This window comes from Enterococcus sp. (assembly GCF_032555305.1).
Classification (GTDB): Bacteria; Bacillota; Bacilli; order Lactobacillales; family Enterococcaceae; genus Enterococcus_A.
The window spans coordinates 42,284-64,210 of the sequence record NZ_JAWGOQ010000033.1 but is presented as its reverse complement, the minus strand read 5'-3'; the positions used below and the strand labels follow the sequence as shown (position 1 = coordinate 64,210).

Genomic DNA, 21,927 nt, shown 5'->3' with positions numbered 1-21,927 from the left:
CGCATGTCATTCGACTAAACCTGCTAAAGCAGGTAGTAGAACTGAGATCCTAGTTCCTATTAAGGAATTCATTTTTTTTAAAACCAAAAAAATGAGTCTGGTTCTCTCCACGTATGTCATTCTACTAAACCTGCTAAAGCAGGTAGTAGAACTGAGATCCTAGTTCCTATTAAGGAATTCATTTTTTTTAAAACCAAAAAAAAGAGTCAGATTCTCTCCACGTATGTCATTCTACTAGACCTACTAAAGCAGGTAGTAGAACTGAGATCCTGATAATAATTACAGGGCTACTATATCACATGTTCTTTACTTGCAAAAGAAATCACCTGTTTTGTCAGAGTGCTGTAGAGGCTTTTCAGTATTAAAAAAAAAGCAAGGATAAAAACAAACATTTATCTGGTGCACTTCACCCCATACAGTCAGCAATAGCATCATCTTATCGATCGTACTTGAAAGAACCCTAATCAATTATTCATTCGGTGGAAGTTTCCCAATCATGGGTGTTTTTCTGATGATGGTCGGTTTAGACCTCACCAAACGTTCGCTGAAGGGGAATCTAAATGCCAACTACTAAAACTGCCCTGCAATACGGCGGATTTTACAGGGAAAGTTCTATTGCTCCATGCCAAACAGGGTTAACGTTCGTTCAAAGGAATATTTGACGAAAAGTACTGATAAAAGTGGCACCAAACAAGGAAGAAATCTGTTAACAATGATCTCATTACACACAAAAACGGTATTGGTGCTGTTTCACACGAATACCGTTTTGAGTGTTTTCTATGTTCTATATACTTGAGATAGCAACATTTCTACCTTCTAAACTGCGCATCATACAAGCCTCGATATGCTCCACCCTTTTCCATCAGCTCTTCATGGGTTCCTTGTTCCAGGATGCCTTCTGAACTGACCACGACTATACGGGTAGCGTGTTTGATTGAAGCTAGGCGATGGGCGATGATCATGGTGGTCCGCCCTTTTGCTAGGGAATTTAGGGATTCTTGGATCACCTGTTCTGTTTCGGTATCTAAGGCTGAGGTTGCTTCGTCTAATATCAAGATTGGCGGATTTTTTAGGAACATCCGAGCAATCGCTACCCGTTGTTTTTGTCCGCCAGAAAGCTTGACGCCACGTTCGCCGATCTGAGTATCGATCCCCTCTGGCATTTGGTCTAAGACGCCTTCAAGATGGGCAAGCTTCGCCGCTTTCATGATGTCTTCATCGCTAGCGTCCAAACGTCCGTAAGCAATATTTTCACGAATACTGCCGGGAAACAGGAACACATCCTGCTGGACGATCCCAATTTGATTGCGGAGAGAAGCGAGCGTCATATCACGGATGTCTTGGTTGTCGATTGTGATCCTTCCATTAGTGACTTCATAAAAGCGTGGCAATAAATTACACAAGGTAGTTTTCCCCGAGCCGCTTTGACCGACAAAGGCCACAGTTTCTCCGGGTTGAATGGCCAGATTCACGTGATTTAGCACTTTTTTGCCATCCGCATAAGAAAAGGAAACATCCTCATACTTGATATCACCAGCTAAATGCGTCACATTTACCGCATTCGGCTGATCAACGATAGTGGGCTTTTTGTCTAGTTCTTCTGTTAGACGTTTGAAGCCAGCGATCCCTTTAGGGTAGCTTTCGATCATGGTGTTGACCTTTTCGATCGGACGAACAAAGACATTTGCCAGTAAAATAAATCCGACAAATTGTCCATTTGTCAATTCACCTTGAATCACATAATAGGAACCAAAAATCAGTGTGAACAGATTAATCAAACGAATCAGCAAATAGTTATAAGCGGAACTGACCGCCATGATTCGATAGAAGAGAATCTTTGATTTGCGGTAGGCCTCACTCAGACCGCCAAATTTGTGATACTCGTGTTCTTCATTGGCGAAAGACTGCGTGACCCGAATTCCGCTGACAGAAGCCTCCACCCCAGCATTGAATTCTCCTAAATCTTCATAAATCCGCGTGTTGACATTGGTCATTTTCTTATTGAAAAAGACTAACGCGAACGTGATCAATGGCAGCAAGGCAAAGGTTGCGAGCGCTAATTTCACATGGGTATTAAGCATCAATAGGAATGACCCCACTAACGTCATGACCGTAATGAAGACATCTTCTGGACCATGATGCGCGACTTCCGAAATTTCGAACAAATCCGTTGTTAGGCGACTGATCAGTTTTCCAGTCTTTTGATTGTCGTAATATTCATAGGGCTGCGTCTGCAAATGGGCAAATAATTCGCGCCGCATATCGGTTTCAATGTTGACGCCCAATTTGTGTCCAAAAAAAACCACTATATATTGCAGGATTGTATTCAACACATAAAAGGAAAAAAGCGCGAAACAAGCCAATAAAACCACGCGAAATTCTTTTTGCGGCATGATTTTATCAATTACCTGATTCACCGCCACTGGAAACGCCAGCTCCAACAAACCAGCAAACACCGCACAGGTGAAGTCCAAAATAAATAGGCTCTTATATGGACGATAATAACTAAAAAAACGTTTTAACATTTTGAAACTCCTTTGCGAAAAGTTTGAATCTTGACAGTATTCTGTTCAAGAACTCTGTTCATTATAGCAATATCTTAGAAAGAACAGAGAAGCTTTTGCATCAATTTGATAGAATATCATATTGATATTGCAATAAACACTATCAATTTACCAAATAGCTCCTTCCAGAACTCACTTCCACCCACTGATTTTCTAGCCACAGATTCACCTCATCGTAGCAAAATACCTCTTTCGCTGGCTTCTTCAATAAAACGATTCGGATACTTTTCCCGTGCAGCAGATTCTGCATCAAACAATAAGTCAGCTCAGAAAAACTTGCTGCACCGATGTAGCCTGATACGCCGTTTTTATCCTGATTATTTAGAAAAAATATGTCCGCAGTCTCGATATTCTTGAAAAATGACACGAGAATTTCGGGATATTCTTCTGCTAGATTTTCACTCGTCCTTGGGTAATCAATCACTTCTATTCCAGCCTGCTCAAACTCTTCTCGCAGCTTCTGATATTCCTTTTGAAAAGCAATACTTCCTGATATGACGGCTCTCACAGATTTCCTCCCTAAAACTTTCTGAAATACTTTGAAATAAGTATACCATCTTCATCTAAGCCTAAAGACTGTGATTCAAGATTTTAGAAAATAGAATTGTAATTCCCCTTGAAATAGTTTCCGATTATCTTTTCACAACAAAACAAGATTCTTTTCCACTTCAAAACTAGCATGTCAGATAGTTTTCTGTAGATAAGAATCTTGATATTGTTTTCTATTCTCTAAGTATTGACTTTAGAGCTATTTAATAGAACTAAAATTGATGACTTCTTCTGTTTCTGCATCAAAGAAGTGACTTTTACTAATGTTAAACGCCAACTCGACAACTGCGCCTGGTTCATGGAAATCGCGAGCATCGACACGTGAAATAAACTCTGTATCCCCTGTTTTCGTATACAGCATTGTCTCTGCTCCCAGCAATTCTGATACCACCACATTTGCTTTGACTGTCGAATGAGGTGCCGCATCAATCGCGATTGGCTCCGTGTGAATGTCTTCTGGACGAATTCCAAAGATCACTTTTTTCCCTTCATAACCTTTTTCGACCAGCACTTTATTTTTACCTTCGGGAACGCGTAACCGTAATCCTTTCCCATCAGTAATATAGCCGTTTGATAAGGTTACTGGGAAGAAATTCATCGCTGGTGAACCAATAAAGCCTGCCACAAATTTATTATTTGGAGTGTTATATACCTCCTGCGGTGTTCCAATTTGCTGGATAAAGCCGTCCTTCATAATGACAATTCGGTCAGCCATCGTCATGGCTTCGGTTTGGTCGTGTGTGACGTAAATCGTTGTTGTGTTTAATCGACGATGCAGTTTAGCAATCTCCGCGCGCATGGCTACACGAAGCTTTGCATCTAAATTTGATAAAGGCTCATCCATCAGAAAAACTCTGGCATCGCGCACGATCGCTCGACCTAGCGCGACCCGTTGACGTTGTCCGCCTGAAAGTCCGGAAGGTTTACTTTGCAGGTATTCGGTTAAGCCTAATATTTCAGCCGCGTTTTCCACCCGCTTTTTTATTTCGGTTTTTTCAAATTTCCGCAGCTTCAATCCGAAGGCCATATTATCGAAGACTGTCATATGAGGATACAGCGCATAATTTTGAAAAACCATCGCAATATCTCGATCTTTCGGCGCAACATCGTTCATTAACTCTCCGCTTATTTTGAACTCCCCTTCGGAAATATCTTCTAGACCCGCGACCATCCGCAGGGTGGTTGATTTTCCGCAACCGGAAGGTCCGACAAAAACAATAAATTCACGGTCTTTGATCTGTAAATTAAAGTCTGTTACGGTATAATCTTTGTTGCTTTCATATTTTTTGTAAATGTGATTTAGCTCTAATTCAACCATTTTCCATCTCCCGTTTCTTTATACCTGTAGCTTGGCTTCTCGTGGATTTCTTGATGTTCATTTTCTTTTAGCAGTAGATTCGAAATTTCATGGTAGAGGCTTCAAAATTAGCTTTTCCTAGTTGCTGAAGCCATCCAAAACCATCAGGTGATACAACCCATTGATTTTTGCCAATTCCTTCAAATCGCATTTAGGTTCTCGCTCATAAGTCAGCAAACCATTAATTTCTTGTTCAACATCGGTCAGCTGCGTATAGCAATACCCCCATAGGCTCTCAGAAGCAAAAACAGCCTCCATCACTCGGCGATAATCTCGTAAAAATTCTTCTTTATTTTCCACTGAAGTATAGCCCCATCCAGGTTGTCCAGAAACGTCAAACCCGATCCCGCCGAACTCGGTTAATAAAATCGGCTGGTTCTTGTAAGAGAAACCGTTAGCGAAGATCGGCCATGGCGTGGATCTTCTAGTGATTAATTTTTCAGCCGTCGATAAGCTGTCTTTAAAGTACAGATATTTTTCCGTTTCTTCTTCTTCACCGTGTGCGTAATTGTGGATCGCGACGATATCCGTATCGGTCAATGCCCAACCGTCATTAGAAATGACTAAACGAGTGGGATCAAGTGACTTCAGATAGTGATACATCGTTTGCGTGTAGTGCTGCTGCTGGCGATCAAAGGAGATGTTTGGAACTCCCCAGCTTTCATTCACCGGAACCCAAGTGATAATCGATGGGTGGTTATAGTCCCGTCGGATAATATCCGACCATTCCCCCACGAGTCGTTCTGCCGAATCATGGTTGTATACAGCAGCAGCAGCACATTCACCCCAAACGATGAAGCCTAGCTTGTCCGCCCAATAAAGGAAACGCGGATCCTCTACTTTTTGGTGCTTCCGACAACCATTGAAGCCCATTTCTTTTGCCAACTCGATGTCCTTGATAAAATCTCCATCAGTTGGTGCAGTTATTAAGCCGCTCGGCCAATAGCCTTGGTCTAGTACCAATTTTTGATAATAAGGTTTGTTATTCAAAAAGACCATGCCATCTTCAGTGTGAACTTTGCGCAGCCCAAAATAACTGAACACCTTATCTTCTTTTTGTCCTTCAGTTATCAGGCAAAAGGTAACATCAAATAAATTTGGTGTTTCTGGTGTCCATGTCCACCCTTCACTATGATAATTCGTACGGAAAATATGATTCTGAATCAGTTCTACATCAAAAATACTTCTATTTGAAACTACATCGAGCGTTCCTGATGCAATCGGGATCTCACCATAGTTAATTTCATAATTTAATGAAGCTTTCGGATGGTTAGCAGGAAATTCCACATCAAAGGAAACCTTTCCTTCGTCAAACAACGGAGTAATTCGGACATCCTTAATGTAATTCTTTGGAACGATCTCTAACCAAACCGTTTGCCAAATCCCAGTAGAATTCGTGTACCAGATTCCTCGAGATTCATCCTCCCAGAACTGCTTGCCACGCGGAATCGACTCATCGTAATGACTGTCAAACGCTCTCACACTGACTTCCTGCGTTGTTCCTTCGTTCAATTGCTCTGTAATGTCAATCGAAAAACTGGTATTTCCGCCGATATGATGACATACATGCTGCCCGTTAATATACACTTCAGCTTCATAATCCACCGCACCAAAGTGCAGTATGACTCGCTCGTCTTTTGTAGGTTGAACATCGAAGGAACGTTTGTACCAAACAATATCATGAGGGGTTCGATCATTGATTCCGCTCAACTCTGATTGGTAAACAAACGGTACATTGATGGTGCTGTCCAGCTTCTTCTCTGCATACCAGCGCTCCTTCCTTCCTCGATCATCATCATCAAAAGCGAATTGCCATTCGCCGTTCAAATTCATCCAAAAATCTCTCACAAACTGCGGACGCGGGTATTCATTCCTATTCATTCTCTACTCCTACTCTTGCTTAACCAGCCTGACTGCTTAAGCGTATACTTTTATTTTTTGCCAACAGGATCACTGCTGCAGACATTCCTAAAACCAAACAAATCACATCAAAAATCAGATATGAAAATAATGCTTGAATCACTAAAACAACACCAATGGACCGAATGATTTCATCATCTCTAACGTATTTCTGGCTAGCGATTAGATTGAATAGACCTAATCCGATCAATAGTGTGCCAAATCCACAAATAAACAAAAAGGCATTGCCGAAAAGTGCATTCATTCCATGATATTGTGTGCTGAAACTACTAGTACTATGATGAGCAAAAAACTCTTGATAGACCCCATAAAACAAAATCGTGATAAGACCGTCGATAATTTGCCAAATTCCCATAACTTTCATCAACATTCGTTCTCTTTTTCGACTCATAGGATTATCCTTTCACGCCAGCTGAAAGTGACATCGACTGTAAGAAATACTTCTGGGCAAAAAGATATAAGATAAACGTTGGAACGATCGCAATCAACGCACCAGCCATCAATAAACCAGGCTTCACATCATACATCCCCTGCAGCAATTGCAGTCCAGCAGTAATTGGCATCCGTTCTACATCATTAAAAACAATTGACGGCCAAAGGAAATCATTCCATGATCCGGTGAATGAAAACAACGCAACTACTAGCAATACAGGCTTAACTAACGGCAGAATGATCTTCGTAAAAATAGTGAACTCTCCTGCACCATCGATTTGAGCTGCCTCATCAAAATCTTTTGGAATATTATCCATAAATTGTCGCACTAGGAAAATGTTGAAGACACCCGAAGCAGCGGGAACGATCATCGCCATCGGTGTATTCACCCAGCCAAAAATATCGACTATTTTATACAAGGGGATCAAATTCACTACAGAAGGAAACATCATTGTCACCAATAAAAAAGTGAATAAGAAATTTTTCCCTTTAAAATTCAAGCGGCTGTAGGCAAACGCCGAAAAGGAAACAACAAAGAGCACAAGTACCGTGTGAGTCACTGCGATAAACATCGAGTTCAAAAACCATCTCAACAGTGGTGCACTGGTGTTGTTTACCAGTAAGTTTGTATAATTGCTCAAAACCCACTCCGCAGGCATAATTTTGAAGCCGCTGGTCATAATCTCTCCGTGCGATTTAAAGGAAGTGAAAAAGCCGTAAAGTAATGGCAACATCCAGATGACCGCCATGACAAATAGAAATAGAAAAGCAACGATTTTGGTAACTGATTTTTTCTTCATTTTTACTTTTCCTCCTAATCCTTGTTTCTCAATAAGACAAACTGCACAGCAGAGACAACCATGATGCACAATCCTAAAATTACTGCTAAAGCAGAAGACATTCCCGCGATTGATTGTCCAGAACCAAAGGCATTTTGTTGGATATACATCAAAAGAACGCGTGTTGAATCATTTGGACCGCCTTTTGTCACCATCAAGGGTTGCCCATAAACATTGAATTGAGAGATCGTCGTCATCACCACGGTATACAAGATCTGTCCTTTGATTGCTGGTAATGTGATCTTGAAAAATTTCTGGATAGAAGTAGCGCCGTCTATATCTGCCGCTTCGTAGAAGTCCTTTGAAATCCCGTTCAATGCTGCTTGATAAATGATCATATTTTGTCCAATCACCCACCAGACCGTAACCACTACTAAAGTTATCCACGCATACGGTTGAATTCCTACCCAAGGAATATCTGTGCCTAAAAGGTGGTTGATCGGTCCAAAGCTGACATTGAACATCATCGTCCATAAAATTGCGACCGCTGAGATGGCAAATAGTGAAGGCAAGTAAAATAGTGATTGGAACACCTTCCAAAATTTTGGTTTGGCATTTAACGCGGCCGCCAAAAATAGCGGCACAATAATACAAAATGGGACGGTAAAGATGACAAATAGAACGGTATTTTTCAGACCAATTCGCAACTGCTCGTAAAAGATCGAGTCCTGATTAAAAAGAATTTCTTTATAGTTGGCTAATCCCACAAATTCTGGTGAACCAACTAGATCCCAATCCGTGAAAGACACGATGACACCAAAAACTGAAGGAATTAGAAAAAATATCAAAAAGATAATTAAGTGAGGTGCTAGAAACAACCAAGGCTTCATCGCAAGTTTTACCTGCTTTTTGGGCTTGGCCTTTTCGGCTGCTGACATCATATTGCTTCCGTCCTTTCATTTAGGAAAGAAAATCGTGGTCTTAGATTAAAGACCCTTCTTAGACCACGACTTCTTTACTTATTTATTGGTTTTATCTTTCGCGATTTTTTCTTTCACTTCTTTTTGCATACCTGCTGTAAAGTCTTTTACCGATTTTTTACCGAAAATAGTATCAAAGCCATTCGTTTCAAGATATTCAGAAACATATCCGTTATATTTATAATCAAAAATCGTCAACGTATCCCGTTCTTTTGGATCATTCATGTATAGTGATTGCGGCATTTTTTTATACTCTTCATTGTTCAAGATATCTAATGATGCAGGATTCTGCCCCGCTTTAGCCCACTCTAGAGAATTCGTACGCAACCATTCAATAAAGTCCATAATCCCTTTTGTCTTGGCATCTGAACGATCCTCATTGTTGAACATCACGAATTGGTGTGAAGATGACCAATTGACAGCCTTACTTAAATCATCTGTTAATTGAGGAGAGTTGGTGAAGCCCCATTCAAATTCCGCTTCGTTAATCGTATTTTGTGCCCAAATCCCTTCTGGCAAGAAAATCGATTTTCCAGATACAAAGATTTGTGTCGCGTCTTCGCCATCCTTATTGGTAATACCCATCTCATAAAGATCTCGCCAAACCTTGATAGCGTCTTTTGAAGCTGCAGTGTCTAAGGTTGGATCGACGCCGTTTTCAGAAAGTTGACCGCCTTTTTGTTTTATTACAGAAAGGAAATTCGGTTTGACCCATGTTTCACCAATAGCCGAAATATTATCCGCTTTTGCTTTTTTGCCAGCTTCCTCGATTTCATCAAACGTCACGATCTCATCATCTAAAGCAGTCGGGCAATACTTCTTCACTAGAGCTTTATTATAGTAAGTTCCCCAAGAGTGAATATCTAATGGGAGACCATAACGCTTATCGTCCAATTCCCCCATGTTCCAAGCAGCCTCAACATAGTTATCAGCTTTTATTTCTGGATAATCAGCTAACACATCATCATAAGTTGTCAGCATTTCATTGTCTTTATATTGTTGAATCCGTTCCGCGTGCACAATGTTCAAATCTGGAATATTCTTTCCTGAACTTACCACTGTCGGAATTTTTTTATACATATCCACTTCCTTCATCGCAACATTTTTCACTTTATAATCAGGATTGGTATCATTGTATTCATTAATCATTTTTTTGATATTTTCACTATCGGCACCGGTGAATGGATTCCAGAAGACAATTTCCTTTTTGTCCTTTGCAGAAGAATTACTGGTCGATCCTCCCCCGCCACAGCCCGCGAGCATTCCTAAACACGCACCTGCTACAATTACTAAACTTGCCAACTTTGATACTTTCATTTGTTTTCCTCCTTTTTACTTATAAGTTAATTACTAATCATTTTTTGTAAAATATATAATTAACTCATTGGTCAAACGTAAAGTATTTATTTATTCTGAAAAGAAAATACCACGCTCAGAAAGCGCTGTCAACGCTATTTATTTCGAATTTACCAAATAGTACTTTTTAGTTAAACTAATATTGTGTTATACTGGTTTCACAAACATTCAATTTAACCAATTAGTTAAAAGGAGGACTTCATGGAACTAGATTTAAGCACCTATTCGCTACCAGTTTTTGAGGCGTTAGCAAGCGAAACAAGAATTAATATTTTGTTGTTTATCGGAAATAGTAAAAAAAGCATCGGAGAAATTGCCAAAAAACTAAATCTTAGTAACGCGATTGTGACTAGACACGTACAGCAAATGGAAGATGCTGGACTGTTAGGCTCAGAGCGAGGTATCGGCGCGAATCGGAATAAAAAGCTTGTGTATCTGAAAGTTGATAATATCAATCTTTCATTTCCTGAAAAGGTTTATCAGGAGTACAAGTCCTACCAGACAAACCTGCGTTTAGGTCACTTTACTGATTTTCATGTAGAACCGACTTGTGGGCTCGCCACCGTGAAGGATGTCGTTGGTTTGACAGATGAACCAAGGTATTTCATGGATGAAAAACGTGTAGATGCCGCGTTGCTTTGGTTTAATAACGGGTTTGTTGAATACAAAATTCCGAATATGCTGCAAGAAGATGAGATCCCTGAAATGCTGGAACTCAGTTTTGAGATTGCTTCGGAATTTCCCATTTCAAATAACGTTTGGCCAAGTGATATTTCGATATTCATTAACGACAAAAAAGTAGCAGTCTATACGGTCCCTGGAAACTATTCAGATACACGAGGCCGCTATACACCTTCATGGTGGGGAGATGAATTCAGCCAGTACGGATTATTGAAGCACCTTAGAGTAAACAAAATCGACACTGGTATTGACGGTCAATCCTATTCTGAAGTGTCTATCGATGATTTAAATTTACATGAAGCGGAGTTTATAAAATTACGTTTTGAAATTGAATCAGATGCGAAGAACAAAGGTGGTTTGACCCTCTTCGGTAAAGGGTTTGGTAATCACGATCAAGATATAAAAATCAATGTCTACTATCGTGAAAGCAACTGAGCAGCATCTCCATCCTAGTCGCTGTTTCCAAACAAAATAAACTTCTAGGATAGTGGGTGAGCTCCCTTCTATCCTAGAAGTTTATTTGTATTCATTTTCAAAAGTTGATAAGATTCCCTTCATTCCAAGATATTCTTAGAAAACCAAACCTAAATTCAGATAGAAAGGTACTCATTCCACATTTAGCAACGGGTAATTAACGCAGACTATTCTCTATTTTTACCTTTGTCGAATCATCCGCCATAAATAGCTTGATTGTATAATTCGGTAATTCTGACGACAGTAGATTCATATGATCAAAGGCGACCGCCCCGATTTCTGGATGCTGCCAATCCTTGTAGCTGTCGGTTGGAATCGTAATCGTTTCCTCTGCCCATTTTTTTGCAAACAAGGAGCTTTCCTTTTGCAACGCATCGATTGTTGCTTGAAATTTCTCATCGTGAGGATATTTCGCCTTGTCAGCACGATAGCGATCCACCATGATTTCAGCATATTTTTGCCAATCGGTAATCAGCTGCTTCATGTGTTCATTCAGCAAAAAATGCTCTAATAGATTCGGAGCATTTGTTTCATGCGACAGCTTAAAAATAAAGTCCGCGGCTTGATTCCAATAGAGGATATTCCAATATTGATCGATTACATAAACAGGATTCGGGTCTAAAGCATCGACCATTCGCGTCATTCCAACACTCAATTCAGTGTTTTCTTGAGTGGATTGGACTTCAGATAGGTTCGCTAGTCCAAAGAGATAGCTCTTTTCGGCTGCCGTCAATTGCAAAGCGGCAGCGATGCTCTCTAATACCTGCAGAGAAGGATGAACATTCTTTCCTTGTTCGATCGCGGTATACCAAGACACCCCGATATTTGCGAGTTCTGCGACTTCTTCTCTTCTCAATCCTGGCGTTCTTCTTCGACGCGTATTCGGTAATCCGACCGTTTCAGGAGTGATTCGTTTGCGGGCAGAAGCAAGAAACGCGCCGATTGATTTTGTAGTGGTTAATTCATTCATGATTGTACTCCTCTCTTAGCCTAATACTGTCAATGGTAGGATAACCAGCATCAGGATAAGCATTGATTCTTCGATTATTATAAAGTAAATGATTTTGATAACAAAGGAGAGAGCTTTTATGAAATACTTTTTAACTGGCGCCACTGGAAAAGTCGGCAGTCGTTTTGCCGCATATCTACTAAATAAAGGTGAAGAAGTCCACGTTTTAGTGAGAGATTTGGAGCGTGCCCGCTTTTTGGAAGAACAAGGAGCAAAATTGGTTCTCGGTAATCTATCTGACCAGAAAAAATTAGCCGAGCTGATCAAAGAAACGGATGTTGTGGTTCATTTAGCAGCGCAATTCCGCAATGTTAGTGACGAGGCTGCGTGGAAAGCCAATGTCGACGGCACACAAACCTTAGCAAATGCCGCTATCGCTGCCGGAGTCTCACGCTTTGTATTCAGCAGCACCAGCCTCGTATATATGGATGTTCAAAGAGAACAGGCCTGCTTGGAAACAGAACCTCTCAATCCACAAGGAACTTATCCAAAAACCAAAGTCGCGGCAGAAAAAATCCTATTAGATTTGCAGGAAAAAGCCGGACTTGATGTTCGAATTCTCCGCTTTGCGTTCGTTTACGGTGACGGCGATCAGCATTTGACCGAGTTCGCACCGATCATGAGTCACTGGAGTCCTGAACAAAAAATGTCCATGATCCATCACCATGATATTTGCCAAGCGCTTTATCTGGCAGCAAAAAAATCAACGGTCGCTGGCAGCATTTATAATGTTGGTGACGAGGAGCCTTCAAGTATTGCTGATTTACTCGCAGCTACCAACACTACCGCTGCTGCTGACACCTTGCCAGCAAATAATCCCTTCAGTATGATCTTGAACACAACAGCGATCAAAAATGAACTAGGATTTGAAGCGAAATACCCAGCCTTCAAAGCCGCAGTTGATGCGGATGCATTATAGATATCAAAAAAAGAGTAAAAACGCGAGCCGTTTCTACTCTTTTTTGATGTCTTTCAGCAAGGTCATCAATTCAAAGCCGGTGTTCACCTTCGAATAGATCGAGCAAACCACAAACAGGCGTTTCCCGGCAAAGTCGACGTTTTTGAAACGTCTTGAGGACGCCGGAATATGATGGTGCCCATGAATTGCGCCAATAATATTGTATTTTTTGAATAGTTCTTCGATCTTAGGTTCTTCACAAATATAATCCTTATTATAAGCATCGCTGGTTTCTGGCAGCAGGCTTAATTCATTGAACAACGGTGCATGGGAAACGATCACTGTTGGTATCTCAACATCTTCATCTAAGATTTTCTCCAATGATTCTAAAATAAAGCGTTGGAGCGCCTCTTTTCGTCTGACTAATGCCACCGGGATCGTCAGTCCGACATAGCGAACGCCATCATGAATCAGACTGGCATTATTCAGCATCTGCATTTTTGGAAAGCGACTGGCAATTTTCGCTTTGACCTCTTCATAAAACTCGTGCTCGCCTGTTGGCAATAAATACCATGCCTCATCTGGCTCCGCCAGCAATTCTTTAAACCATTCATAATTGAAAAACGGCCGCCATTTATCCCACGCTGCATCTGTTCGATCAGTCGTTTCAGGCAAGACATCGACTAATTCGTGCCCGCCGATGACATAAAGTCCTTCGATTTCCGAGTCTGCCACATGAGAATCCGACACATCACCAACCAACACATTGAAATTTCGATTAACAAATGGTAGTTTTCCCTCTTTAGCGTGAATATCCGAAACTACATTGACAATATTACGATTCTCAGTCGAGTGAACGTTTTTGAAATATTTCTCCGCCTCATCAGGATGGACGCTGTGAGCGATGTAATTCTCTCGTGTTCTAGCCAGTTCCTCGCAATATTCTGAGCGTAAAAGCGGCTTGGTATTGACCTGTTGAACAGCTTCCGTGGTAACCAAGGCATTTTCGATACCCTGCTTTACTTCTTGCGGCAGTAAGGACAAGGCTGATTCGATATCCGAATGGATGGACAAGCCCTTATCAAGCAATAGCTGATCTTGTCCCACTGCATCTAACAATTGAACATCTTTCCCGTCAATCATCAACGGCAACGAATTCGTCACTTGAACGACAAAATTTAAATACTCGGAGATATAACCCGCAATCCCGGTTTTGACATTTTCACTAAAGAGAAATTTACCAGCGAGATTGGCAGACAGCGGCCCGGTCTCATCATGCTGCATCAGCCGTCCGGCAATTTGGATCTCCAACAGCGGATTCTGTAAAATCGCCTTGTAAGCCTGCTTCACCTCAAAGGAATTTTCCGCAACTCGATTCCCCGTCACCTGGAAGATGCTCAGCGTTAAATATTTCTCGACTGTCGTTTGATGAAGCTCGATGTAACGCCGAATTTCTTCTGGATGCAGTAGATATTGGATCGCGGCCCGTTGAATATAATTTCGAGCCGTATCATAAGGAATCGCGGAATACACCAGATCCCCCTTCGAAGAGATCGCCATCGAATGATTCCGCGTATTATAGGTTAATTGAAAATAATCATTTTTGAAAACCGTCTTATTAACAGGGCGTCGTTTGTTTTCAGGATACAGCTCGATCCGTTCGGCCAGCATTAGCGGAAGTGCCGCTTGCTTAAGCTGATTTCGTTGTTCAACCAATTGATTGATCGGATCCTTCTTTGATTTCATGGAATCACCTCTCTTGGCGTTGTTCTCCTGTACATTAAACCTATTATAGCGCGCCTCGTCAAATCAAGGAATAGCTAGCCCCCGTTAGAGTATTCATTTTTCAAAACCCGCGAAAAATGAAGCTATTTTCGTACGCATACGATTTGGCTATTAGATAGGTTTTGTCACCTGAATCGCAGCTAATTCGTGTTAAGGGATTAACTTTTTCAAAGACCGAAAAAGTTAGGTTTATTCTCATTACGCATATCATCCAACTACACCGCTTGTACCACTGCTCAAGTCAAAGTTTTAATTTGAACTCATCTTTAAATAAAACTGCGAAAAGTTGGACTGACAAAATCGTTTAGAGTCGCAATACTCTAAACGATTCTTCAACTAGCTATCTTCGAATATTCATTTTTCGGACGGATTTACTGAGGTCCTTCAGCCACGCTTCCTTTTTCTGCAAATAGGCCGTTTTATCATTGGTAAACTGCGCCTCTTCAAGGAGCTTAAGATAGCTTTCCCAGCGTTCAGGTGCCAGTTCACCATTTGCCAGCGCTTCTTTGACAGCACAGCCCGGCTCACTTTGATGGTGGCAATCCTTGAATTTACAGTTGCCAAAATAGGCTTCTACATCGGCAAAGGTTTGCTCCAATCCTTTAGAAACATCCCACATACCAACCTCTCGCATGCCGGGTGTATCGATGATCTTTGCACCGTTGTCCAGAGTAAACAGCTGGCGATGGCTGGTCGTATGTCTGCCGCGACTGTCATTCTCCCGAACCGCCTGTGTCTCCATAATTTCTTTCCCCAGCAGACGATTGATTAACGTTGATTTTCCCACGCCCGATGAACCAACTAAGACTACAGTTTTCTTTGGTTGCAAATATTGCTCCAACTCAGCCAGTCCTTCAGAAGTCACCGCACTGATTGGATACACTTCGGTGCCAATCGCGATCTCTTGCGCTTCCGCAAGCTGATCCGAATACTCTTCGATTTGATCTGTTTTTGTTAATAGCACGATTGGAACCCCGCCGGACTGCCAGCCAAGTGTCAGGTAACGTTCTAATCGGCGCGGATTAAAATCATGATTCAACGATTGCAAGATGAAAATATAATCAAAATTCGCCGCAATCATTTGCTCTCGCCCTTCTGTCGAATCCATACGCGATAAGGCAGAACTACGGGTCAATGTCCGCAAAATAATACTGTGGTCTTTTCCCTGCCAATCGATCGCAACATAATCCCCTGTCGTCGGGTAGATTTCCTCTTCCAAGTCATAATGACCGCGCTTGACTCGAGCAAAACCATTGCCTTTTTCACAATTAATTTCAAATAAATCTTTATGCACCGCTGTCACCTGAGCAATTATTTCTGTTTGATTGTCATTAGTTGTTTTCATAGATGATCTCTTCTCCTTTTTGATTAGAGATATCTGCCAAAAATAAATATTTCACCTAAAAAGTATACAAAAAAAGACGACAGTCATACTATCGCCTGAGAATTCAACATTACGATTCACTCGACAGATATCACTTCCATAAGCACACCAAATAAACCTAGGTCTATTTGATTATTTAGCTCATTGATTAGATACCTGCGACACTCACAAGACATACTCCATTCTTAAATAGGTGGATTTATTTTCATTATCAGTATATCAAACACACATAAACAAAGGCAATGTTGAAAAAAGACGAATCCAAGAATTTTATAACGCCATCCTGCGTAATTTACTTAAACAGAAAAATAACAAATGATATGCACTTTTAATAATTTCATTTCGTAATACATTATTGAAGAGAATGATTCTTCTTTCAGTGTTAGCATGTCATAGGAAAGGGATGGGGTATTGATGGAATACATTATTGGCAATGAAATTACGACGGTCGACTGTCACGGGGAGAAAGTAACAGGAATCATTGAACGAATCAATGTAAATACGATCATTGTCGGGACGACAACGATGAAATATGTCTGTCTCAAGAATAAGAAAAGCGCATAATAATAGGCAACGTACTCGATTATGGTACGTTGCCTTCTTTTTTATTCGATCACAGCTTCTTCGACTTTTTCCGTAGACAATTTCCGTTGCAGAAATTTCACCACTTCGACGATTGGAATAATCGAGAAGGATGCTCCGGCAACAACGCCCCACTGGCTACCATTTAATGTCGCTACTCGGAAAATATCGTTCAGACCTGGAACGAGAATGATCACACCCATCAACGCAAACGAAAGCAAGATCGCCCAGTTAAAGGTCTTATTGCGGAAAGGCCCCACTTTAAAGATCGACTGCTTCACAGATTTCACGTTAAAGGCATGGAACAGCTGCATGAATCCTAGTGTTGCAAAACACATCGTCAAGGCATCCGCGTGTTGCAGACTATACAGCGCTTGTGCTGATAGCCCCAGCATATTCATTGCGGTATGGGCTGGGTTTTGGATCGCGAACCAATAGACAAACAGCGTAATGCCACCCTCTAAGATCCCTTGATAGATGATACTGCTGAACACGCCGCCAGAGAATAGGTTCGAGCTTCTTCCTCTTGGCTTATGACTCATCAAATCTTTTTCGGCTGGTTCCATTCCTAAAGCGATTGCCGGGAAGGTATCTGTCACTAAATTGATCCATAACAGATGAATCGGCAACAACGTGTCCCAAGCAAACATCGTCGCGATGAATAAAGTCAACACTTCGCCTAAGTTTGCCGCCAGCAAATATTGAACGGTCTTTTGAATGTTAGAAAAGACCTTTCGTCCCTCTTCAACCGCTACAACAATCGTGGCGAAATTATCATCAGCTAATACCATATCTGATGCCCCTTTGGAGACCTCTGTTCCAGTGATTCCCATACCGATCCCAATATCTGCTTGTTTTAATGACGGCGCATCGTTCACACCATCGCCAGTCATCGCGACTACCTTGCCTTCTTTTTGCCACGCCTTCACGATCCGAACCTTATGCTCCGGTGAAACACGTGCATACACGGAGTAGTTATAAACCTGCTTTGCGAACTCCTCATCGCTCATTTCATTCAGTTCCGCACCTGTCAAGACTGCTTTAGAATTTCCAGAGTGAATGATTCCCAATCGAACTGCGATCGCTTCTGCTGTGTCCTTGTGGTCACCAGTGATCATAATTGGACGGACTCCGGCTTCTTTCGCCATTCTTACCGCTTCCGCCGCTTCTTTACGTTCTGGATCAATCATCCCAACGAGACCTGCAAAGCACAAATCATTTTCAAGTATTTCCGAAGTCAATTCCTGCGGCAGTTCATCCAGATATTTGTAGCCCATGGACAACACCCGCAGCGCTTGTTTTGCCATATCTGCATTGTTAAATAAAATTTCGTTTCTTTGCTTCTCCGTCATCGCGACTTCTTGTCCGTCGATAATGACCCGAGTTGTTCGCTGAATCAATACATCAGGCGCACCTTTGACAGCGACAAGGTACTTTCCGTTTGATAGCTGGTGGATGGTACTCATCAATTTACGATCTGAATCAAAAGGCAACTCAGCTACCCGCGGTTCATTGATTAAACACTCGTTGACATCAAATTTTTGATCGATCCCGAACTGAACCAGTGCTGTTTCTGTCGGATCACCGATCAAGGTTCCATCTTGAGCAATTTTGGTGTCGTTGGCGTAATTCATGATCTTCAACGCCATATTGTCTGTTCCAATCGTCGACTTGGCTGATTTTTGCTGGAAATCATCGTACAGCTTTTCAACCGTCATTTGATTCAGCGTCAAGGTTCCTGTCTTATCAGAAGCGATGATGTCCGTGCTCCCCAATGTCTCGACAGCTGGTAATTTACGAATCACCGAATTGCGCTTCGCCATGACTTGCGTTCCCAAAGCCAAAATAATCGTGACAATCGCCGGTAATCCTTCGGGGATCGCAGCGACTGCCAGAGAGATTGATGTCAGCAGCATATCTACGAAAGACGTTCCGTTGAATACCGTTCCGACAATGAACATAATTACTGCGATCGCAATAATAGCCATGGTCAAAAATTTGCCTAGATCATTCAGATTATTCTTCAGCGGTGTTTCGGTTTCATCCGCTTGCGCCAGCATGTCCGCGATTTTGCCGACTTCGGTGCTCATTCCCGTGTTTACCACTACACCTTTGCCGCGGCCGTAGGTGACATTGCTGTTGGAAAACGCCATATTGACGCGATCCCCAATGCCGATATCCCCCGCTGGCAATATACCTGTTTGTTTTTCTACCGGTACAGATTCTCCGGTTAGCGCCGCCTCTTCGATTTTTAACGAAGCAGCTTCCAGTAATCGAATATCCGCTGGAACAACATCCCCCGCTTCCAAAAGCACGATATCGCCGGGAACTAGCTCATCGCTTTTGATCGACAAGGTATGTCCATCTCTTAACACATTGGCGTTGGGTGTCGACATTTGCTTCAGCGCTTCGATCGCCTGTTCCGCCTTCGCTTCTTGAAAGACACCCATGATCGCATTGATGATCACCACTAACAGGATGATGATGGAATCCACGATCTCATGGGAAACAACTGCAGATATGATTGCTGCCGCCAATAAAACCAAGATCATAAAATCTTTAAACTGCTCAGCAAATTTCATCAGCAGACTTTTTTTCTTACCTTCCGCTAATTCGTTTTTGCCGTACTCCTTTAAGCGTTTAGCAGCCTCATTGTTGCTTATCCCCGCACTAGAAGACTGCATTTCTGTTAAAACAAGTTCTGCAGCTTCTGAATAAAATTCTGACGTACTTTGTTTCTTTTTCAACTCTGTCATAAAATCCTCCTAATTTTTATAAAAAAAGAGACTTGCGTATGTCTAAAAAGGCATACACAAGTCTCACCATTCAAGACAGTACCAGAAATTTACTTTCGGCATTGGTGATACTGTCACAGTTTACACTGCTGGTTACTCCCTTATGTGGGTTTTCTTCGATTCTTATGGAGAACGGTCAATACTCGTAAAAGAATCCATATTTATACTTTTTTTCTTACATCCATTTCCCGCCACTGAGATTCAGGCTAGCTCCTGTGATAAAATCAGCTTCATCTGAACATAAATAGAGTGCAGCTTGAGCGACGTCGTTAGGTTTCCCCAAACGTCCGAGCGGAATATTGTTTAATACAGTTTGACGATACTCCGTCGACCACTGATCGGTCATTTCTGATTCGATTGGGCCACATTGAATCGCATTTACCCGAATCTTGTCCCTGGCAAATTCTAGTGCAAAGTGTTTCGTTAAGTAGGTCACTGCAGCTTTTGACGCTCCATAACTTGGTGAAGCGTTAGCATGCGGAGCAACACTGGAAGTAGATGTAATATTGATAATATTTCCTGCTCCGAACTTTCGCATCTCGGTTAAGACTAGTCGAGAAAGATAGAAAACTCCATCCAGATTTACACCAATAACCTTTTTCCAATCATCCATTGACGTATCTAATGTAGAGCTTCGGTCAATCACTCCAGCATTGTTAACAAGAATATCGATCCTATTGAACCTTTTTAGTGTCCGATCAACGATTTCCTCACAATTCCCAACTTTAGAAACATCCGCAGTCACAAAAGCACTTTTCCCGCCAAGCGCTGTGATTTCAGTCGTTACCTTTTCTAAATTTTTCGTATTTGTTCCACAAATCATGACCGCAGCTCCGGCTTTCGCAAAACTAACGGCAATTTCTTTACCAATTCCGCGACTGCCGCCAGTCACAATCACAACTTTTCCTGCAAAATCCTTCGCTGGCATTTCGTCACCTCATCTTAAAATGGGAAGACTACGACAGAACCAATTGTTAAAGCCACGATTCGAATAAGATACATAGGCACTGAATACTTCCAAAACTCAGGCAATTTGTATTTACCCATCCCCATAATCATCGCTGGCATTCCATCAACTGGCATGTAGCCGCCATTCCAACCAGAGATTACGACTGCAGTCGCTGCCGCAACCGGACTTAAACCTAGACTTATGGTTGTCGCGATTGCGATCGGCGCGAAGATATAAACCGACCCCATGTTTGAACCTGTAAAGGTTGCGCATGTACTAGTCAATAAAGCAAAGATCAAGACTAAAAAGAACGGATGGAAGTTGGTTCCGATAGTCTCTGCGACCAAATCTCCAATCATCGCTGTAAATCCAGTATTCGCTAACGCATCCGCGACTCCGATCACTCCAGCCATCATTAAGATTACAGGTGCGCCCATGCTGTCACGCACTTCTTTGAAATCTAGAACATTGATCACTAGAATCACTGCTCCTGCTAGTCCTGGAATGACATATGAGGCGTCCCCTAAAGTATTCATCATCATCATGCCGGCAACACTAAGGATAAATAATGCAATCGTGAGATTTTCTTTCCAAGCTGGCAATACTACTTTTTCCGATTCTTCGTTTTTATCTTCTTCGCCAGGTTCAGTGATTGGATGATCTGGTAATAAACGATAAGCAATCAAACTCCAGACTAAGAAACCCATTGCTAAAATAAAGTTAACAATCGCGAATTTTGGCATAGAAATCGTATCTTTATACCCTACCGTTTCCAAAACACTGACTGTTACGCCATAAAATAGTGCACAGTTGAAAGGCAATAATGGATGGTTTGTAGCAAAACCTAAAGGCATCATTAGCTTTGAAGTAGGCATTTTTTTGTTATAAGGAATCATCGATACTAACGATAAAATAAGAACATAATAGCCAGTAGAACCTGAACCGGTCAGACTCGCACCTAGCATAACAACAATCAGTAACAATACATAACTTTTATATCCGCCGCGATTAACCAATGAGATCATCGTGGATTGGACCCTGCTGATCAAGCTGGTTTTCATCAATCCTGCCATTACAACCATAAAACCCGCGACCATGATTACACTTGAATTCACAAATCCTGCAAAAGCTTCTTGAACCGTTGATAAACCCGTTACTACCAACAAGAGACATGCCAACAATGGTGGTGCGCCAAAGGCCATTTTGTCGGACATGATCAAAACGATCATGAAGACCAAAATACCCAGGGCGAGAATCATTTCAATAGTCATTTTTGTATTCTCCTTTATTAAAACTGTTTTTTCACTTGCTGCTGATACATAATGCTGCTATCCGCCTTATGTATCAGCAGTAATCGTAATTCAATTCTAAGTCCTGAGCAGCGGTCGCTCTGCAGCGCAACACACTGATGCTGGGATAAATCCATTACTAAT

Annotated in this window: 17 protein-coding genes; 3 read left to right on the top strand and 14 right to left on the bottom strand. The window is 41.7% G+C overall.

Annotated elements, in window-relative coordinates:
- Positions 1 to 809: 809 nt before the first annotated feature.
- The 8 genes from E6139_RS19290 to E6139_RS19255 all read right to left on the bottom strand — a co-directional run bounded on the left by E6139_RS19290 (position 810) and on the right by E6139_RS19255 (position 9,898).
- A complete protein-coding gene (locus tag E6139_RS19290; RefSeq protein ID WP_316405163.1) occupies positions 810 to 2,525 on the bottom strand; it encodes an ABC transporter ATP-binding protein in 1,716 nt (571 codons plus the stop codon).
- Between the two features lie 142 nt (positions 2,526 to 2,667).
- The gene (locus E6139_RS19285) at positions 2,668 to 3,072 is read right to left on the bottom strand and encodes a hypothetical protein (protein WP_316405162.1); all 405 of its coding nucleotides are present in this window, start codon (positions 3,070 to 3,072) and stop codon (positions 2,668 to 2,670) included.
- Between the two features lie 240 nt (positions 3,073 to 3,312).
- Positions 3,313 to 4,431, bottom strand: a complete 1,119-nt coding sequence (locus E6139_RS19280; protein ID WP_316405161.1) for a sn-glycerol-3-phosphate ABC transporter ATP-binding protein UgpC — start codon at positions 4,429 to 4,431, stop codon at positions 3,313 to 3,315.
- Positions 4,432 to 4,548: 117 nt separating this feature from the next.
- Positions 4,549 to 6,351 (bottom strand): glycoside hydrolase family 2 protein, encoded by a 1,803-nt coding sequence (locus E6139_RS19275; protein WP_316405160.1) that lies wholly within the window; start codon positions 6,349 to 6,351, stop codon positions 4,549 to 4,551.
- A gap of 19 nt (positions 6,352 to 6,370) precedes the next feature.
- A complete protein-coding gene (locus E6139_RS19270) occupies positions 6,371 to 6,781 on the bottom strand; it encodes a hypothetical protein (protein WP_316405159.1) in 411 nt (136 codons plus the stop codon).
- 4 nt (positions 6,782 to 6,785) lie between these two features.
- Positions 6,786 to 7,622 (bottom strand): carbohydrate ABC transporter permease, encoded by an 837-nt coding sequence (locus E6139_RS19265; protein WP_316405158.1) that lies wholly within the window; start codon positions 7,620 to 7,622, stop codon positions 6,786 to 6,788.
- A 14-nt stretch (positions 7,623 to 7,636) separates the two neighbouring features.
- The gene (locus E6139_RS19260) at positions 7,637 to 8,542 is read right to left on the bottom strand and encodes a carbohydrate ABC transporter permease (protein WP_410470554.1); all 906 of its coding nucleotides are present in this window, start codon (positions 8,540 to 8,542) and stop codon (positions 7,637 to 7,639) included.
- Positions 8,543 to 8,620: 78 nt separating this feature from the next.
- The gene (locus tag E6139_RS19255; RefSeq protein ID WP_316405157.1) at positions 8,621 to 9,898 is read right to left on the bottom strand and encodes an extracellular solute-binding protein; all 1,278 of its coding nucleotides are present in this window, start codon (positions 9,896 to 9,898) and stop codon (positions 8,621 to 8,623) included.
- Positions 9,899 to 10,138: 240 nt separating this feature from the next.
- Between E6139_RS19255 and E6139_RS19250 the strand changes: the two genes are divergently transcribed.
- Positions 10,139 to 11,053, top strand: coding sequence for an ArsR/SmtB family transcription factor (locus E6139_RS19250; RefSeq protein ID WP_316405156.1), 915 nt, complete (start codon positions 10,139 to 10,141; stop codon positions 11,051 to 11,053).
- 196 nt (positions 11,054 to 11,249) lie between these two features.
- Here E6139_RS19250 and E6139_RS19245 read toward each other — a convergent pair whose 3' ends face one another.
- Entirely contained in the window at positions 11,250 to 12,062 is an 813-nt protein-coding gene (locus E6139_RS19245; protein WP_316405155.1) for a helix-turn-helix transcriptional regulator, read from the bottom strand.
- Positions 12,063 to 12,180: 118 nt separating this feature from the next.
- On the opposite strand from E6139_RS19245, the gene E6139_RS19240 reads away from it, so the two are divergent.
- The gene (locus tag E6139_RS19240) at positions 12,181 to 13,020 is read left to right on the top strand and encodes an NAD(P)-dependent oxidoreductase (protein ID WP_316405154.1); all 840 of its coding nucleotides are present in this window, start codon (positions 12,181 to 12,183) and stop codon (positions 13,018 to 13,020) included.
- A 33-nt stretch (positions 13,021 to 13,053) separates the two neighbouring features.
- Here E6139_RS19240 and E6139_RS19235 read toward each other — a convergent pair whose 3' ends face one another.
- Both E6139_RS19235 and rsgA read right to left on the bottom strand, forming a co-directional pair.
- The gene (locus tag E6139_RS19235; protein WP_316405153.1) at positions 13,054 to 14,745 is read right to left on the bottom strand and encodes a metallophosphoesterase family protein; all 1,692 of its coding nucleotides are present in this window, start codon (positions 14,743 to 14,745) and stop codon (positions 13,054 to 13,056) included.
- Positions 14,746 to 15,124: 379 nt separating this feature from the next.
- Complete coding sequence (gene rsgA / locus E6139_RS19230) at positions 15,125 to 16,129, bottom strand: ribosome small subunit-dependent GTPase A (protein WP_316405152.1); 1,005 nt, start codon at positions 16,127 to 16,129, stop codon at positions 15,125 to 15,127.
- A gap of 453 nt (positions 16,130 to 16,582) precedes the next feature.
- On the opposite strand from rsgA, the gene E6139_RS19225 reads away from it, so the two are divergent.
- Complete coding sequence (locus E6139_RS19225; RefSeq protein ID WP_316405151.1) at positions 16,583 to 16,732, top strand: hypothetical protein; 150 nt, start codon at positions 16,583 to 16,585, stop codon at positions 16,730 to 16,732.
- Between the two features lie 41 nt (positions 16,733 to 16,773).
- Here E6139_RS19225 and E6139_RS19220 read toward each other — a convergent pair whose 3' ends face one another.
- The 3 genes from E6139_RS19220 to E6139_RS19210 form a co-directional block, all read right to left on the bottom strand.
- Positions 16,774 to 19,506, bottom strand: a complete 2,733-nt coding sequence (locus E6139_RS19220) for a cation-translocating P-type ATPase (RefSeq protein ID WP_316405150.1) — start codon at positions 19,504 to 19,506, stop codon at positions 16,774 to 16,776.
- Positions 19,507 to 19,720: 214 nt separating this feature from the next.
- The gene (locus tag E6139_RS19215; RefSeq protein WP_316405149.1) at positions 19,721 to 20,473 is read right to left on the bottom strand and encodes an SDR family NAD(P)-dependent oxidoreductase; all 753 of its coding nucleotides are present in this window, start codon (positions 20,471 to 20,473) and stop codon (positions 19,721 to 19,723) included.
- 14 nt (positions 20,474 to 20,487) lie between these two features.
- Complete coding sequence (locus E6139_RS19210; RefSeq protein WP_316405148.1) at positions 20,488 to 21,765, bottom strand: SLC13 family permease; 1,278 nt, start codon at positions 21,763 to 21,765, stop codon at positions 20,488 to 20,490.
- Positions 21,766 to 21,927: the final 162 nt, after the last annotated feature.